Source organism: Pseudomonas sp. NFIX28 (genome assembly GCF_900107395.1).
GTDB lineage: Bacteria > Pseudomonadota > Gammaproteobacteria > Pseudomonadales > Pseudomonadaceae > Aquipseudomonas.
The window spans coordinates 144,524-159,548 of the sequence record NZ_FNPW01000016.1; the positions used below are offsets into that span (position 1 = coordinate 144,524).

Sequence of the window (15,025 nt, forward strand, 5' to 3'; positions counted from 1 at the left end):
ATAGCGTGAGTCGCTGAGCAATGACGTTTAAACGAACGATTCATCTAGCCAACGAATCCGTTGGCTCAAAGCATGTGCCCAGCCCAAATCTTACGATTGACCAGGTCGGCAGCAATTTCTATGAAAGCATCCCCGACGAATTTGGCAGCCGGACTGACACGCCTGTCGGCAGGAAAAACCTGAACAAGTTTGCGCATGGGAATGGGGTCAACCAAGGGGGCGGCACTGAGCACGCCAGCTTCGATTTGGGCGTAAATCGATGCCAAAGGCAAAGCGGTCAAACCGAACCCATTGCAGACCAAGGCAATCATCGCGCCAAAGGAATCCGCTTCGACACTGGTCTTGAGCTTGATCCCGACTTCACGCGCACAATCATCCAGAATCACGCGAAGGCTATGTCGAGCGCTAGGCAACACCAATGGCTGCTCAGCCAAAGACTCGAACCACACCGGTGTATCGAGACGCAGGTTGGCGCCGGCGGGGCCGACCAGCAGCAGATTTTCCATCATCACCGGCACGATACGCAGCGTATGCAGGGGTTGGGGATCGTAAGAAATCGCCAGTTCCAATTCGCCACGCTGAACCCAATCCAGCAGATAACCACTGAAGGCCGAGGAAAACCTGACGGCAAGATTCGGATGCGCCTCTTTGATTTTGCGCACTAGAGGAACGGTGACAATTTCCGCTACCGTCGGCGTCGTACCGATGACGACCGTTCCCCGAAAAGAGGTCTTTCCGCCCACCACAGAACTTCGAATGGACTCCATTTCTTCCATGATTCGAGTGGCATGCGCCAGCACCTCGCGACCAGCATCGGTAATCTCCATGCCTCGTCCATGTCGATCAAACAGGTAGGTGCCGAGTTCTTTTTCCAGCATTCGAATTTGTCGGCTGAGTGCCGGTTGTGCGATGTGAAGCCGGTCTGAGGCCTTGCTGAGACTGCCTAGCTCGGCCACATGAATCAAGGTTTTGAGTTGAACGACATCCATTACCAGGCCAGTCAAAGTCGGGCTCGGCGCGAAATGCGTCGAAAGTAGTGTGAGTGTAAACGCATTAGCGTTTCCTGGAATGCCACAGGGCCCGCGTCGCATGGGGCCTAATGGCTTTTTAGCCGGCTCTATCCCCCTGCCCGCACGGGTTGCAAGGCAAGCTATAAAATTTCGGTATATCAGTTAGGCCTGGCTGACGACTTATTACCCTCGCCACTCTGCGGTAGCGTGCAATCAACGTCGACGCCAAGAGCGATCGACTGACTACAAGAATAAGATTCGAGGGCTTGCCGCCATGATTTACTACCTTTCTCGTTATCTGACCGACCCGCCTTACACAGTCAGTGAACAACTGACCTCTCATCTACATCCCCCCTCTTCATGTGCCTTGGTCGTCAAAGGGTCACAGCAACTGCGTTAAGCACATCAACCCATCGAGCTAGCAACGTCGGACACGCATCAGCGTGCGCCTCGTATCGTCTCGCCTTGAAAAAAGGGTGAACAGAATGTCTGCATCAACCAGCGACTCAACCCTCCACGCTGAAAAGTCCGATCAGATAAAAAGTCCGAATCGCGTCAGAGCCATCATGGGTGCCTGCTCGGGCAATCTGGTGGAGTGGTACGACTTTTTCATTTATGCCTATACCGCCATCTACTTTGCGGCTTCGTTTTTCCCCAAAGGCGATACAACCAGCCAGCTACTCGCAACCGCCGGCGTCTTCGCCGTTGGTTTTTTCATGCGCCCTCTGGGCGGTTGGATTTTTGGCTGGATTGCTGATACTCGCGGCCGGAAGGTCTCGATGATTATCTCGGTGTTCATGATGTGCGCCGGCTCGCTGTTGATCGCCGTCATGCCAACCTACGACACCATCGGTGTAGCTGCGCCAGTTTTGCTCGTCGTCGCCAGACTGATTCAGGGCTTGTCCGTAGGCGCAGAGTACGGCACAGGTGCCACCTACATCAGTGAAATCGCGACACCCGGTCGTCGCTGTTTCTATGGATCGTTTCAGTACTTCACCATCATCGCAGGCCAACTCCTTGCCCTGATGACCGTGGTCATACTTCAACAAACTCTTACTGGCGAGGAACTGCGGGAATGGGGCTGGAGAATTCCGTTCTTCATCGGAGCCCTGAGTTCTATCGTAGTCATGTATTTGCGCCGTGCGCTGCATGAAACCGCCACCAAGAAAGACATGAACCGCAAAGATGCCGGCTCGCTACGCGGCATGTTCAAACACAAACGCGCAGTGGCACTGGTGGTCGCGTTTACCATTGGCGGTTCACTTTACTTCTACACCTTCACCACCTACATGCAGAAATTTCTGGTGATCTCTGCGGGGTTTAGTCCGGAAACGGTGAGTTTCATCATGACGGCCGCCCTGGTCGGTTTCATGTTTTGTCAGCCACTCTTTGGTCTGCTCGGCGACCGAATCGGGATCAAGGTCCACATGCTGATGTTTTCCGGGTTGGCCATGTTGTTGGTGATCCCCCTGCTCTATTCACTGCAATCGGTCAGCAGTCCATTTACAGCGTTCCTGCTGGTATTTGGCGGCCTGGCAATCGCGTCGCTGTACACCCCGATTGCCGGTATCGTCAAAGCTGAACTGTTCCCGCCAGCGGTACGTGCATTGGGTGTGGGCTTTCCTTATGCCGTCGGCAACGCGGCGTTCGGTGGCACCGCCGAATACGTCGCCTTGTCGCTTCGGTCGCAGGGTATTGAGGAGTATTTCTTCTTCTACGTCGCGGCCGTAGTAACCATCACTTTCATCGCAGCGATGCTAATGCCTAACCTGTCCCGCTATGGTTACATCAGCGGCTCGGGTGAGATCGAAGAACGCACCGGACTGTGGGGCTGCATCAAATCGCAGGCTGCCAGGATCTGAGGCACTGACGATTACCATGGTTTTTTAAAAGGGCCCATGATGATCCATGGGCCCTTTTAAAATCATTGAGTAGCGGATACCGATGCTACTTGTGATGAATGCTCTTGGTGAACCTTGGTTACCTTTTCCCGGTTCGGCCATGCCTGCAAATCCAGATCAAGATCCTTGAACTGACTTGAATCGAAGACCGGCGACTTGATGCCGGTTTTGCGTTGCTGATCATAGTCACGCAGCAAGCGCATCCCAACCTTGAACAACAAAGCCAGGGCGATCAGATTCACGAAGGCCAGCAGTGTCATGGTGATGTCGGCAAAGGCGAATACCGTGTCCAGATTCTGGATGGCTCCCCACATGACAAGCATTAACACCAATCCACGATAGACCAGGACGGCAGCGCGCTTGTCTCCCAGCAGAAAACGCAGATTATTCTCACCCAAGTAGTAGTTGTAGAGGATCGAAGTGAAGACAAACAGAGCCAACGCTACGCTGATGAAAGTACGCCCCCAGTCTCCAACCACCGCGGCTAGCGCGTTCTGCGTCAGCGCCAGGCCATCACCTTCGAAACCCGGGGTATAAAAGCCTGATAGCAGGATCAACAGCGCCGTGCAGGTACAGATGACAAAGGTATCGAGGAAAACGCTGAACGCTTGAACCACACCTTGAGCTGCCGGGTGATCCACTTTCGCCACTGCGGCTACGTTAGGCGCACTACCGAGCCCCGCTTCGTTGGCAAACACCCCGCGTTTGACGCCCATGACAATGGCACTGCCGACCAGGCCGGCAAACGCCTGATCCAGGCCGAAAGCGCTTTTGAAAATGGTCATCAGCATGCCAGGGACATGATCGAACTGAAGCACAATCACATACACAGTGACACTGATGTAAGCCAGCGTTTTGATTGGCACCAGCAGGTCCGAGACGGCAGCGATGCGCTTGATGCCGCCCATGAAGACCAAGCCAAGTAATATCGCAATTGCGATGCCGGAGTAAGTCACCGAGAAACCGAACGCATTGTTCAGAGAATGGGTCACGGCGTGGGATTGCAGCCCGTTGAAAGCGAAACCGAAAGTCACCAGCAGCAACAAGGCCATGACCTTGCCTAACCAGGGTTGTTTCAGTCCGTACTGGATGTAGTACGACGGCCCGCCACGAAACTGCCCGTTCGCATCACACCGTTTGTACAACTGCCCAAGGCTGCATTCAAAGAAACTGGTGGACATGCCCACCAGCGCCGTAACCCACATCCAGAACACCGCGCCGGGGCCACCCAATGTGACTGCCAAGCCGACACCGGCGATGTTGCCTGCGCCTACGCGACCCGCCAGGCTCAGCATCAAGGCCTGAAACGAGCTGATCTGGCCGGCACTCTTTTGCACGCTATCGCGGAAAGCGCCGAACATATGCAAAAAATGGCGGAACTGCACAAAACGCGAACGCATCGTGAAGTAGCCGCCCAGGCCTACGATAAGCACGATCAGAAGCTTGCCGGAAAGAAAACTGTTAATGACTTCAAGCATGGGTCGAACCTCTTGTTGTTATAGGTACACGGATTTCAGGCACGCAAGCGCCTGCACACATCGCCGCCCGAGGGCAGCAGAAGTGACTGAACCAGTTCTTGAATTTCAAGGTTGTGGCCTGATTGGGCTCCCATGAAAAAATCAGGAAGCCCTCAGGACGACCGGACTTACCCGGTAAGGCTGCTCGCCTGGAAATCGGCGATCTGTTGCCACATCGCGATCGGGTTGGAATACATCGGGAAGTGCCCGCAATCAGGAATGGGCGCCAGCCGGACACCTTCGGCCTGGATATGCGGCAGATAAGACAGTGACGCGTTCTGCTCCCCGTACATGAACATCCGCGGGCACTTCAACCCGAGGAATTTGCTCATCAGATCAGCATTATCGGAAAGATCGACCATCGACTGGAAAATCCCCCGCACCGCACCGGCACGCACCTTGTGCCGCAAGCTCGCAGAATAGAGTGCGCTGGCATACGCCGGGGCGTGCCGGGCACGTTCGATGAAGGCGGCGAAAAACGCCTCGGGATCGTCGCTCGGATAATCGACGATCTGCCGGCTGAGGAAGCAGTCTTCCGGGGCGATATTGCCCTCGATATCGACGAAGCTGAGCACCCGCTCCGGGAACTGGTGGGCCAGCATCAGCGCGGTCAGCCCACCCATGGAGTGGCCGACCAAATGGAAGCGTTCGATGCCAAAATGCGCCAGCACCTGCAACGCAGTCTGCAGCAGAAAGGGAATGGAAATTCTGGAAAGATCACTGCACTGGCTTTCGCCGCAACCCGGTGCGTCGTACGCCACGAAAGGGTGACCGGCGAATGCGGGCTGCTGCACGATGTCGGCATAGTCCTCCTTGGTCGAACCAAAACCATGCAGGAACACGATCGGCGCAAGGACGCCGTCGCGATGGATGGCGGCCACGTTCAGTTGGACACCCTCCACCGTCAGAGGGAGTTGCACATGAGTGAACGTTTCTGGAGAAGACACGTTGTTGACTCCTTGAACGGAAAGGTAGCGCCGAACCTGGGTTGCCGGCAGCCAGGCTCGCAATTTCAAGGGAATCGAGCCTTCTGTAAATTCCTAATACGGGAAGGCTTTCATACGCCAAACCTATCACTCCTGTTCACGCACAGGGCCTTGGTCGACTCACACACGGGACTGGAGCCGGGTGACCAGTTCCTCCACCAGCGGGTTGGGCCGATCTGCATTCCAGGCCACCGCTGTGGTCACGACATTGAGCTTCTGGCTCAGCGCTCGAAATACCACATTGTCCGGCGCCAGTTTTTTCAGCGACGCCGGTACCAGTGCGATACCCTGGCCGCAGCTGACAAAGGCAATTTGCGAGGCGACCGAGCGCACTTCATGCAGCACGCGCGGGGAAAAACCGCTGGCGCGGCAGGTCGCGATCAGATTGTCAAAGTAGACCGGGCTGACCTTTCGGGAAAACATCACTAAAGGTTCAGTGGCCAGGCTGGACAGGCTGAGTCGCGTGCGCGCAGCCAAGGGGTGATTGCTGGGCAGGGCCACAACCAGGCGGTCCTGAGTTAGCGGCAGTGATTTGATCGAGACCCCCAGATCACCGTCCAGCCGGGCGAAGGCCAGATCGATGTCTCCGGCTTCCAGCGCCGGGACGGCTTCGACGCTGTCAATCTCCCGCACGGACACAGTGAGGTGCGGGTAATCACTTTTCAGTTGCTCGATCAAATCGGGCAAGACATCAAACATGGCCGTAGAAATCGCGCCGATGGTCAACATCCCGGACTGCCCCGCCACCGCCTCCTCCACGGCGAGTTCCAGCCGCTCCAATTGGTCCGCGAACTTGCGCACGGCCGGCAGAATCGCCGCCCCCTCCGGGGTCAACTTCGCACCGCGTCGCGAGCGATCAAACAGCTTGACCTTGAGCGCCTGCTCCAGCACCTGGATCTGCTCGCTCAGCGGTGGCTGGGACATGCCCAAACGCTTGGCAGCTCGGCCGAAATTCTGTTCTTCGGCCACCGCAAGGAACAACCAGAGATGACGAATCAGTCGAAAATTGATCATGATTAATCCATAGGTTTAACGTATCTAACGCATCTGTGATTAGTAATATACCTATCAAATTGTCTCACTGACACTGGACGCCTCCGTCACCACTGGGGCTTTCCCATGATCAATAAGAGTTTGCTGGATCGCTTGGCAGCGCTGGATACCAACACGGTTTCCGATGCGCTCGACTTCCTCGGCTTGCCGGGTGCCACCGTTGGGCTGCGCCCGTTATGGAACTGCCCAAAGATTGTCGGCCGCGCCAGCACCGTGCTGCTGGCTCCTAAATCCGACAACGTCCCCACTGTGCACCTGATTACCCCCGTGGTGGAACAGATCGACAGCGATGATCGTGTGCTGGTGATCGCCGGTGGAATCGAAGGCATCTCCTGCTGGGGCGACATCCTCGCCAATGCAGCGGCCAGCAAGAAAGTGCGCGGTACGGTAATCGACGGTTTCAGCCGCGACATCGACGGCAGCGAGTCAATTGGCTACCCGGTTTATGGCCGCGGCGTGACCATGATCAGTGCCCGCAATCGGGTGGTGCAGATCGATGCCGCCGTAACCATCAACGTGGCCGGCGTCGACGTCAGCGAGAACGACTACGTCATCGCCGATACCTGCGGCACCGTGTTCGTGCCCTCAGCCTATATCGAAAAAGTGGTCGACCTTGGCGAGCGTATTGCCCGCCGCCAGGACGGCATGGTCGAGGCTGTTCGCAGCGGTCGCTCAGTCGCCGAAGTGATGCATGACACCCAATTCGAAGCGATCCACGTGGAGCACGCCTAATGAATCCGGAAGACAAAGGCCTGGTCGCCTTATTTGAAGGCCTCGACACCCCGGGCGTCTCCGATGCCCTGGACAAACTCGGACTGCCCGGCCAATGCCTCGGTGTGGCGCCACTGGACAATTACGGCAAGGTCACCGTCGGACCGGCATTCACTGTGCAGTACGTCACGGCCAGCGTACCTCCGGGCACCGTGGGCGATTTCATCGAAGACGTGGCACCGGGCGACGTGGTGGTCATCGACAACGGCGGCCGCACCGACTGCACCGTCTGGGGCGACATCATGACCCAGTACGCCGGTACTCGGCAGATCGCTGCCACGGTCATCGACGGTGTTTGCCGTGACGTAAACAAAGCACTGGGCGATGGCTACCCGATGTTCAGCAAAGGCCGCTTCATGCGCACCGGCAAAGACCGCGTACAGGTTCAGTCGGTCAACCAGCCGGTGTCCATCGGTACGGCTCGGGTCTGTGCCCGCGACATCGTGGTCGCTGACGCCAACGGCGTAGTGATTGTCCCCCGCGCCCATGCGGCTGAAGTGGCGGCATGTGCCCGCCAGATCGAATCGGTCGAAGCCGAGATTCGCGCCCTGATCAGCCAAGGCAAAACCCTTAAAGAAGCCCGGGCAGCACTGGGTTACCACAACCTGCAGAGGAAAGTCTGATGACCACGCTCCCCCTCCCCCTGGATTTTCATGCGCGGGCAAAAGTGCTGGGCAGTTCAACGCTGTATGAAGCGTCCCATCTGCCTTGCGCGGTCGACAGTGCAATCCGCCCGGTCTGGGACGGCGCCTTCATCTCCGCCCCCGCTTACCCTCTGGAATGTTCGCCCGGTGACAACCTCGCCCTGCACCTGGCGATGGAACGTGTGCCCCGTGGCAGCGTGCTGGTCGTGGGTACGGGTGGCTTCATCGCCGGTTATTGGGGCGAAGTGCTGACCGTCGCGGCCGAAGCGGCTGGCGTTGTCGGACTGGTGATTGATGGTGGTGTGCGCGATATCGCGGCCCTGAAGAAGCGCCAGTTCCCGGTGTTTGCTCGCGGTATTTCGGTGAGAGGCACGGTCAAGGCCAGTGCGCCTTCGGTGGGGCAACCGTTCAATTTCAACGGTGCCTTCGTGGCACAGGGCGACTGGGTGGTGGCTGACGATGACGGTGTGATCATCATCCCCAAGGCGGATGCGGCACGAACCCTGGCCGAAGGCGAAGTGCGTGCGAACAAGGAAGCGCAGATGATGCAGGCGCTGACAGAGGGTCGCTCGACTCTGGAACTGATGAACCTGACTGAGTGGAGAACCCGCGCATGAGCGCCGATATCCAGCGTCTGAACCAGCGTCTGGCCAGTACACAGCCTTCCGCGACCTACCGAATAATGGATCGGGTGGCAGAGCGCCGGGCACAAGGCGCGAAGATCATTTCGCTGTGCGCCGGCGAGCCCGATTTCGATACGCCCAAGCATGTGCGCGAAGCGGCCATTCACGCCATTGAACATGGCCACACCCGCTACACCCAGGTCGCTGGTGTAAGTTCACTGCGAGAAGCGGTGGCCGCCAAGTTCCGCCGCGAGAACGGCCTGGACGTCACCTGGCAAGACACCCTGGTCTGCAACGGTGGCAAGCAGGTGATCTACAACGCCTTGGCCGCGACCCTCAATGAGGGTGACGAAGTCATCGTGCCGGCGCCGTACTGGGTCAGTTACCCGGAGATGGTGCAACTGTGTGGTGGTGAAGCCCGAATCGTTACCTGCGATGCCGACACAGGTTTCAAGCTGACGCCCTCGGCACTGGCCGCGGCGATCACACCGCAGACCCGCTGGTTGATCCTCAATTCGCCGTCCAACCCGACCGGCGCGGTGTACAGCCAGGAAGAACTGCACGCTCTGGCTGAGGTGTTGTTGGCCCATCCTCACGTGCTGATTCTGGCCGATGACATCTACGAGCATCTGATTTTCGACGATCAAGCGTTCTACACCCTAGCCCAGGTTGAACCACGACTGGCACCGCGCACTCTGACCATGAACGGGGTGTCCAAGGCCTATGCCATGACCGGCTGGCGCATCGGTTTCGCCACAGGGCCATGCTGGCTACTGGACGCCATGGAAAAGCTGCAAGGTCAGCAAACCTCCGGCTCCAGCTCTGTGTCGCAACAGGCCGCACTCGCCGCGCTGGAAGGTCCCAAGGATTTCATCCGTGAAAGCCGCGTTGCATTCCAGAGTCGTCGCGATTTGATGGTGGCGTTGCTGAACGACACCCCAGGCCTTGAATGCGTCAGTCCAGCCGGAGCGTTCTATGCGTTCGCTTCCTGTTCCGGATTGATCGGTCGCACCTCATCCGGTGGCCGAGTACTGCACACCGACGAAGATGTCGCGCATGCGCTGCTCGACGAAGCGAATGTGGCCGTGGTGCATGGCAGCGCTTTTGGTCTTGGCCCCTACATTCGCATTGCCTACGCCCTGGATGACGCTTCATTGCGCCGGGCGTGCGAGGCGATCCGTACGTTCTGCACCTCGCTACGTTAATCATTTCCCCTCCCATAATGCGTGGCTATCGCCGTTGCCCGCCAGGCCACGCATTCACCTTCCAGCTATACAAAATGGGCATATCTCAAAGACAAAAACGGTAGTCGTAGTCCGCTCCCAGCACTCCCAGAATGTGTGAAAACACAAAAGCAGCACTGCTTGGGAGATTGGCATGTCAACAGAAGCTGAACACACCGTGGGACAGGATTGGCAGGAGGACGTGTTTCGCGTGCTCAAGGCCCACGACGTCAAACACGTGGTCTTCGTACCGGATGCAGGCCACTCGGCGGCGATCCGTATGTCATATGCAGACCCGGACATCAAGGCCGTTGTCCTCACCACCGAGGAAGAAGGCATCGGCTATCTCGCCGGCGCATGGCTTGGTGGAGAGCGCGGTGCCCTCCTGATGCAGTCCAGCGGAGTCGGTAACTGCATCAACACCCTCGCCCTGCAAGTCTGCGCAGGCTTTCCGCTGTTGATGGTGGTCACCATGCGCGGCGACTGGGCCGAATTCAACGCGTGGCAGAACCCGATGGGCCAGGCCACAGAAGCCTCCCTGAATCTGATGAAAGTGATGACCTGGCGCGCGGACGTCCCGGAAGACGTTGCCCCGCTGCTGCACGGTGCCGCGACCATGGCCTTCAACGGTGACTCGTCCACTGCCCTGCTGCTCGGTCAGCGCCTGATTGGAGAAAAGAAATGGGTCAAGTAAGCGCAAACCACACCCTCTGCCGCCGCGAAGTGGTCAAGGCCTTGCTGGCCGACCGCAAAGACGTGCTGGTCGTGACGGGCCTCGGTTCGGCGTCCTACGACGTCATGGCTGCCGGTGACAACGATCTGAATTATTACCTCTGGGCCGCCATGGGCAGCGCAATCACTGTGGGACTGGGCCTGGCGAATGCGCAGCCAAACAAATCTGTGGTGGTGGTCACCGGTGACGGCGAGTTGCTCATGGGGTTCGGCGCACTGGCCACGGTGGCACTGCAGAAACCTGCCAACCTGACCATCGCTGTGCTGGATAACGGTCACTTTGGTGAAACCGGCATGCAAGTCAGCCACGCCGGCTTTGGTATTTCCCTGGATCAGATCGCAAAGACTTGCGGTTTCAGCTGGACCGATGAAATCCGTGACATGGAAGGCGTACATAACTTGCGCGAGCGCTTTGCAACTCGCGATGGCGTCAAGCTCGCGACGATCAAAATCAAGGCGGAAAACCCTCCACGGGTGCTGCCACCACGTGATGGTCACTACATCAAGAATCGCTTTCGTGCCGCCCTGGGTTTCAACCCGACCTGATTGCCTTTTGCCCGGTCCCGGTCACGCAGGGCAGATGCTGTGCGTGACGCGTGGAGGAGAATAATAATGACTGATCACAACTCTGAAGAACTAAATGCCATCCGCGAAGGCGTACGCGCTCTTTGCGCTGAATTCGATGCGGCTTACTGGCGTAAAGTCGATGAGGAAAAAGGCTTTCCGGAAACCTTCGTCAAGGCGCTGACCGGCGCAGGTTGGCTGGCCGCGCTGATCCCTGTCGAATATGGCGGCTCCGGCCTCGGGCTGGCTGAGGCCTCGGTAATCCTGGAAGAAGTGAACCGCTGCGGCGGTAATTCCGGCACCGTGCACGGCCAGATGTACAACATGTTCACCCTGCTACGACACGGCAGCGAGGCGCAGAAAAGCTACTACCTGCCGAAACTGGCCAGCGGCGAATTGCGCCTGCAATCGATGGGCGTCACCGAACCCACCACTGGCACCGACACCACCAAGATCAAGACCACAGCGATCAAACGCGGTGACAAGTACGTGATCAACGGGCAGAAGGTGTGGATCTCACGGGTTCAGCATTCCGACCTGATGATCCTGCTGGCCCGCACCACGCCGTTGGCCGAGGTGAAAAAGAAGTCCGAGGGCATGTCGATCTTCCTGGTAGACCTGCGTGAGGCTATCGGTAACGGCATGACCGTGCAGCCGATAGCCAACATGGTCAATCACGAAACCAACGAACTGTTCTTCGACAACCTGGAAATCCCCGCTGACAGCCTGATCGGCGAAGAAGGCAAAGGCTTCCGCTATATCCTCGATGGACTGAATGCCGAACGCACCTTGATCGCCGCCGAGTGCATTGGCGACGGACGCTGGTTTATCGAAAAGGCCAGTGCCTATGCCCGCGACCGCGTGGTGTTCGGCCGACCGATCGGGCAGAACCAAGGCGTGCAGTTCCCGATTGCCGAATCGCACATCGAAATCGAAGCGGCGGACCTGATGCGCTGGCGTGCCTGCGAGGAATACGACAGCGGCATCAATGCCGGGGCCAGCGCCAACATGGCCAAGTACCTGGCGGCGAAAGCCTCTTGGGAAGCCGCGAATGCGTGTTTGCAGACCCACGGCGGTTTTGGTTTTGCCTGCGAGTACGACGTCGAGCGCAAATTCCGTGAAAACCGTCTGTATCAGGTTGCTCCCATCTCAACCAACCTGATCCTGTCGTACGTTGCCGAACACCTGCTCGAACTGCCGCGCTCCTTCTAAAGAATCAGCGTATAGCCCAGTGCGTCGGCACAAGCAGGCGCGACTGGGGAGCCATGACAAGAGAGATAATAATCATGAGCCAACCGAAAGGCATCCGTCCGCTCGATGGCATTACCGTCGTCAGCCTTGAGCATGCGATTGCAGCGCCCTTCTGCACCCGACAATTGGCCGACCTTGGTGCGCGTGTGATCAAGGTCGAACGCCCAGGCACGGGTGACTTCGCCAGAGGTTACGACCAACGCGTCAACGGCCTCGCCTCGCACTTCGTCTGGACCAATCGCTCGAAAGAAAGCCTGACCCTCGATCTGAAACAAGACTCGGCCACCGAGGTGCTGGACAGTTTGCTGGGCACTGCTGATGTCCTGGTGCAGAACCTTGCGCCGGGTGCAGCAGCACGAATGGGGCTTTCATTTGAGGCTTTGCATCAGCGGTTTCCGCGCCTGATCGTTTGTGACATTTCAGGCTATGGCGCAGGCGGCCCGTATGAAAAGAAAAAAGCCTATGACCTATTGATCCAGAGCGAAGGCGGATTCCTGTCGGTCACCGGCGGACCGGGTGAGGAAGAAATGGCCAAGGCCGGTTGCTCGATTGCTGACATCGCGGCCGGCATGTACGCCTACACCGGAATTCTATCTGCCTTGCTGCTGCGTGGACGCACTGGCGAAGGTAGCCACCTCGATGTGTCGATGCTGGAAAGCCTGGTCGAGTGGATGAACTACCCGATGTACTACGCCTACGACGGCTCTCCCCCTCCCCCTCGCGCTGGCGCCGCGCACGCCACGATTTACCCCTATGGTCCCTTCCCCATCGGTGACGGCACCACCGTGATGCTGGGTTTGCAGAACGAACGAGAATGGCAGCTGTTTTGCGACAAGGTACTGCTGACTCCTGAACTGGCGAAAGACGAACGCTACTCTGTCAACTACAAGCGCGTCGAAAACCGTCAAGCGCTGCGGGCACTCATCGTTGAATCGTTCTCCACACTCAATTTCGATGCAGTGTTTGATCGGTTGGAGCATGCGCAAATTGCTAATGCTCGGGTCAATGACATGCAAGGTGTTTGGGACCATCCGCAACTTCAGGCACGTGACCGCTGGCGGGAAGTCGAAACCTCCGCCGGCACCGTCCCGAGCTTGATACCTCCCGGCAGCAACAGCGCGTTCGAGCCACGTATGGATGCCGTACCGGGCCTCGGTCAGCACACCGAACAGGTGCTCAGGGAACTGGGGCTGGGTACAGACCGTATTGAACAAATGCACGCAACCGGGGCGATTTAGCCTTGATCTGAAAACGAAAGGCCTGCTTACAACGATCAAAGTTTTTGAGAGAACACCGCCCAATGAAGATCCTGGTAGCTGTCAAACGCGTTGTCGATTACAACGTCAAGGTTCGCGTCAAGGCGGACAATTCCGGCGTCGACCTCGCCAACGTCAAGATGTCGATGAACCCTTTCTGCGAAATCGCAGTGGAAGAAGCCGTACGCCTGAAAGAAAAAGGCGTAGCGACTGAAATCGTCGTCGTCTCCATCGGTCCCGCTACTGCTCAAGAGCAACTGCGTACCGCCCTGGCGCTGGGTGCCGATCGTGCCATCCTCGTCGAGTCCGCTGATGAACTGAACTCCCTGGCCGTGGCCAAGCTGCTCAAGGCCGTGGTCGACAAGGAACAGCCGCAGCTGGTGATCCTTGGCAAGCAAGCCATCGACAGCGACAACAACCAGACCGGTCAGATGCTGGCGGCCCTGAGCGGTTACGCTCAAGGCACCTTCGCCTCCAAGGTCGAAGTGTCGGGCGACAAGGTTGCCGTGACCCGTGAAATCGACGGCGGCCTGCAAACCGTTTCGCTGAACCTGCCAGCGATCGTCACCACCGACCTGCGTTTGAACGAGCCGCGCTACGCGTCCCTGCCAAACATCATGAAAGCCAAGAAGAAGCCGCTTGAAGTGCTGACTCCGGACGCTTTGGGCGTTTCCACCGCCTCCACCAACAAGACCCTGAAAGTCGAAGCGCCGGCTGCACGCAGCGCGGGTATCAAGGTCAAGTCGGTGGCTGAACTGGTCGAGAAACTGAAAAACGAAGCGAAGGTAATCTGATCATGACTATCTTGGTAATCGCTGAACACGACAACAAGGTGCTGGCCCCGGCCACGCTGAACACCGTGGCTGCCGCTGCCAAAATCGGTGGCGACATTCATGTACTGGTTGCAGGCCAGGGCGCTGGCGCGGTGGCTGAAGCCGCTGCGAAAATCGCTGGCGTGAGCAAAGTCCTGTCGGCCGACAACGCCGCTTACGCTCACCAACTGCCGGAAAACGTTGCCCCTCTGGTAGCAGAGCTAGGCAAGGGCTACAGCCACATCCTGGCCGCTGCCACTTCCAACGGTAAAAACATCCTGCCGCGCGTTGCCGCGCAGCTGGACGTCGACCAGATCTCCGAGATCATCTCGGTAGAAAGCGCCGACACCTTCAAGCGTCCGATCTACGCCGGTAACGCCATCGCTACCGTGCAATCGAACGCCGCGGTGAAAGTCATCACCGTGCGCGCCACCGGTTTCGACGCCGTTGCCGCCGAAGGCGGTTCGGCCGCTGTCGAAGCGGTTGCTGCCGCTCACGATGCAGGCAAGTCGAGCTTCGTCGGCGAAGAACTGGCCAAGTCCGACCGTCCTGAACTGACCGCCGCCAAGATCGTCGTTTCCGGCGGCCGCGGCATGCAGAACGGTGACAACTTCAAACACCTGTACGCCCTGGCCGACAAGCTGGGCGCTGCCGTCGGTGCTTCGCGCGCCGCGGTCGACGC

Annotated in this window: 15 protein-coding genes; 11 read left to right on the forward strand and 4 right to left on the reverse strand. The window is 58.1% G+C overall.

Going from position 1 to position 15,025, the window contains the following annotated elements; all coding sequences use genetic code 11:
* Positions 1–65: 65 nt before the first annotated feature.
* Positions 66–989 (reverse strand): LysR family transcriptional regulator, encoded by a 924-nt coding sequence (locus BLV20_RS25825; RefSeq protein WP_092305244.1) that lies wholly within the window; start codon positions 987–989, stop codon positions 66–68.
* Positions 990–1,495: 506 nt separating this feature from the next.
* Between BLV20_RS25825 and BLV20_RS25830 the strand changes: the two genes are divergently transcribed.
* On the forward strand, positions 1,496–2,872 hold the full coding sequence (locus BLV20_RS25830; RefSeq protein WP_092305245.1) for an MFS family transporter: 1,377 nt from the start codon (positions 1,496–1,498) through the stop codon (positions 2,870–2,872).
* A gap of 62 nt (positions 2,873–2,934) precedes the next feature.
* Here the strand turns inward: BLV20_RS25830 and BLV20_RS25835 are convergent, their stop codons facing one another.
* The 3 genes from BLV20_RS25835 to BLV20_RS25845 form a co-directional block, all read right to left on the reverse strand.
* A complete protein-coding gene (locus tag BLV20_RS25835; protein ID WP_092305246.1) occupies positions 2,935–4,389 on the reverse strand; it encodes an alanine/glycine:cation symporter family protein in 1,455 nt (484 codons plus the stop codon).
* Between the two features lie 167 nt (positions 4,390–4,556).
* A complete protein-coding gene (locus BLV20_RS25840; RefSeq protein ID WP_092305247.1) occupies positions 4,557–5,375 on the reverse strand; it encodes an alpha/beta fold hydrolase in 819 nt (272 codons plus the stop codon).
* A 159-nt stretch (positions 5,376–5,534) separates the two neighbouring features.
* A complete protein-coding gene (locus BLV20_RS25845) occupies positions 5,535–6,428 on the reverse strand; it encodes a LysR family transcriptional regulator (RefSeq protein ID WP_092305248.1) in 894 nt (297 codons plus the stop codon).
* A gap of 105 nt (positions 6,429–6,533) precedes the next feature.
* On the opposite strand from BLV20_RS25845, the gene BLV20_RS25850 reads away from it, so the two are divergent.
* From BLV20_RS25850 to BLV20_RS25895, 10 genes are all read left to right on the forward strand, one after another.
* Positions 6,534–7,199 (forward strand): RraA family protein, encoded by a 666-nt coding sequence (locus tag BLV20_RS25850; protein ID WP_092305249.1) that lies wholly within the window; start codon positions 6,534–6,536, stop codon positions 7,197–7,199.
* On the forward strand, positions 7,199–7,861 hold the full coding sequence (locus BLV20_RS25855; protein WP_092305250.1) for an RraA family protein: 663 nt from the start codon (positions 7,199–7,201) through the stop codon (positions 7,859–7,861). Before BLV20_RS25850 ends, BLV20_RS25855 begins: the two co-directional genes overlap by 1 nt.
* Complete coding sequence (locus tag BLV20_RS25860) at positions 7,861–8,499, forward strand: RraA family protein (RefSeq protein ID WP_092305251.1); 639 nt, start codon at positions 7,861–7,863, stop codon at positions 8,497–8,499. Before BLV20_RS25855 ends, BLV20_RS25860 begins: the two co-directional genes overlap by 1 nt.
* Positions 8,496–9,710, forward strand: coding sequence for a pyridoxal phosphate-dependent aminotransferase (locus BLV20_RS25865; protein ID WP_092305252.1), 1,215 nt, complete (start codon positions 8,496–8,498; stop codon positions 9,708–9,710). Before BLV20_RS25860 ends, BLV20_RS25865 begins: the two co-directional genes overlap by 4 nt.
* Positions 9,711–9,882: 172 nt before the next feature.
* Positions 9,883–10,422 carry a thiamine pyrophosphate-binding protein gene (locus tag BLV20_RS25870; RefSeq protein WP_003442221.1) on the forward strand — a complete coding sequence of 180 codons (540 nt, stop codon included), beginning with the start codon at positions 9,883–9,885 and terminating at the stop codon, positions 10,420–10,422.
* Complete coding sequence (locus BLV20_RS25875; protein WP_092305253.1) at positions 10,410–11,006, forward strand: thiamine pyrophosphate-dependent enzyme; 597 nt, start codon at positions 10,410–10,412, stop codon at positions 11,004–11,006. Before BLV20_RS25870 ends, BLV20_RS25875 begins: the two co-directional genes overlap by 13 nt.
* 66 nt (positions 11,007–11,072) lie before the next feature.
* A complete protein-coding gene (locus tag BLV20_RS25880) occupies positions 11,073–12,236 on the forward strand; it encodes an acyl-CoA dehydrogenase family protein (RefSeq protein ID WP_092305254.1) in 1,164 nt (387 codons plus the stop codon).
* 74 nt (positions 12,237–12,310) lie between these two features.
* On the forward strand, positions 12,311–13,513 hold the full coding sequence (locus BLV20_RS25885; RefSeq protein WP_175540266.1) for a CaiB/BaiF CoA transferase family protein: 1,203 nt from the start codon (positions 12,311–12,313) through the stop codon (positions 13,511–13,513).
* A 62-nt stretch (positions 13,514–13,575) separates the two neighbouring features.
* The gene (locus tag BLV20_RS25890; RefSeq protein ID WP_092305256.1) at positions 13,576–14,325 is read left to right on the forward strand and encodes an electron transfer flavoprotein subunit beta/FixA family protein; all 750 of its coding nucleotides are present in this window, start codon (positions 13,576–13,578) and stop codon (positions 14,323–14,325) included.
* 2 nt (positions 14,326–14,327) lie between these two features.
* Positions 14,328–15,025 (forward strand): electron transfer flavoprotein subunit alpha/FixB family protein (locus tag BLV20_RS25895; RefSeq protein WP_092303634.1); only part of this gene is annotated, 698 nt, incomplete at its 3' end.

What these genes read in the sequence shown, in the direction of transcription:
- BLV20_RS25825 (WP_092305244.1), bottom strand. Translation starts at nt 989, where the DNA reads ATGGATGTCGTTCAACTCAAAACCTTGATTCATGTGGCCGAGCTAGGC.
- BLV20_RS25830 (WP_092305245.1), top strand. Translation starts at nt 1,496, where the DNA reads ATGTCTGCATCAACCAGCGACTCAACCCTCCACGCTGAAAAGTCCGAT.
- BLV20_RS25835 (WP_092305246.1), bottom strand. Translation starts at nt 4,389, where the DNA reads ATGCTTGAAGTCATTAACAGTTTTCTTTCCGGCAAGCTTCTGATCGTG.
- BLV20_RS25845 (WP_092305248.1), bottom strand. Translation starts at nt 6,428, where the DNA reads ATGATCAATTTTCGACTGATTCGTCATCTCTGGTTGTTCCTTGCGGTG.
- BLV20_RS25850 (WP_092305249.1), top strand. Translation starts at nt 6,534, where the DNA reads ATGATCAATAAGAGTTTGCTGGATCGCTTGGCAGCGCTGGATACCAAC.
- BLV20_RS25855 (WP_092305250.1), top strand. Translation starts at nt 7,199, where the DNA reads ATGAATCCGGAAGACAAAGGCCTGGTCGCCTTATTTGAAGGCCTCGAC.
- BLV20_RS25860 (WP_092305251.1), top strand. Translation starts at nt 7,861, where the DNA reads ATGACCACGCTCCCCCTCCCCCTGGATTTTCATGCGCGGGCAAAAGTG.
- BLV20_RS25865 (WP_092305252.1), top strand. Translation starts at nt 8,496, where the DNA reads ATGAGCGCCGATATCCAGCGTCTGAACCAGCGTCTGGCCAGTACACAG.
- BLV20_RS25870 (WP_003442221.1), top strand. Translation starts at nt 9,883, where the DNA reads ATGTCAACAGAAGCTGAACACACCGTGGGACAGGATTGGCAGGAGGAC.
- BLV20_RS25875 (WP_092305253.1), top strand. Translation starts at nt 10,410, where the DNA reads ATGGGTCAAGTAAGCGCAAACCACACCCTCTGCCGCCGCGAAGTGGTC.
- BLV20_RS25880 (WP_092305254.1), top strand. Translation starts at nt 11,073, where the DNA reads ATGACTGATCACAACTCTGAAGAACTAAATGCCATCCGCGAAGGCGTA.
- BLV20_RS25885 (WP_175540266.1), top strand. Translation starts at nt 12,311, where the DNA reads ATGAGCCAACCGAAAGGCATCCGTCCGCTCGATGGCATTACCGTCGTC.
- BLV20_RS25890 (WP_092305256.1), top strand. Translation starts at nt 13,576, where the DNA reads ATGAAGATCCTGGTAGCTGTCAAACGCGTTGTCGATTACAACGTCAAG.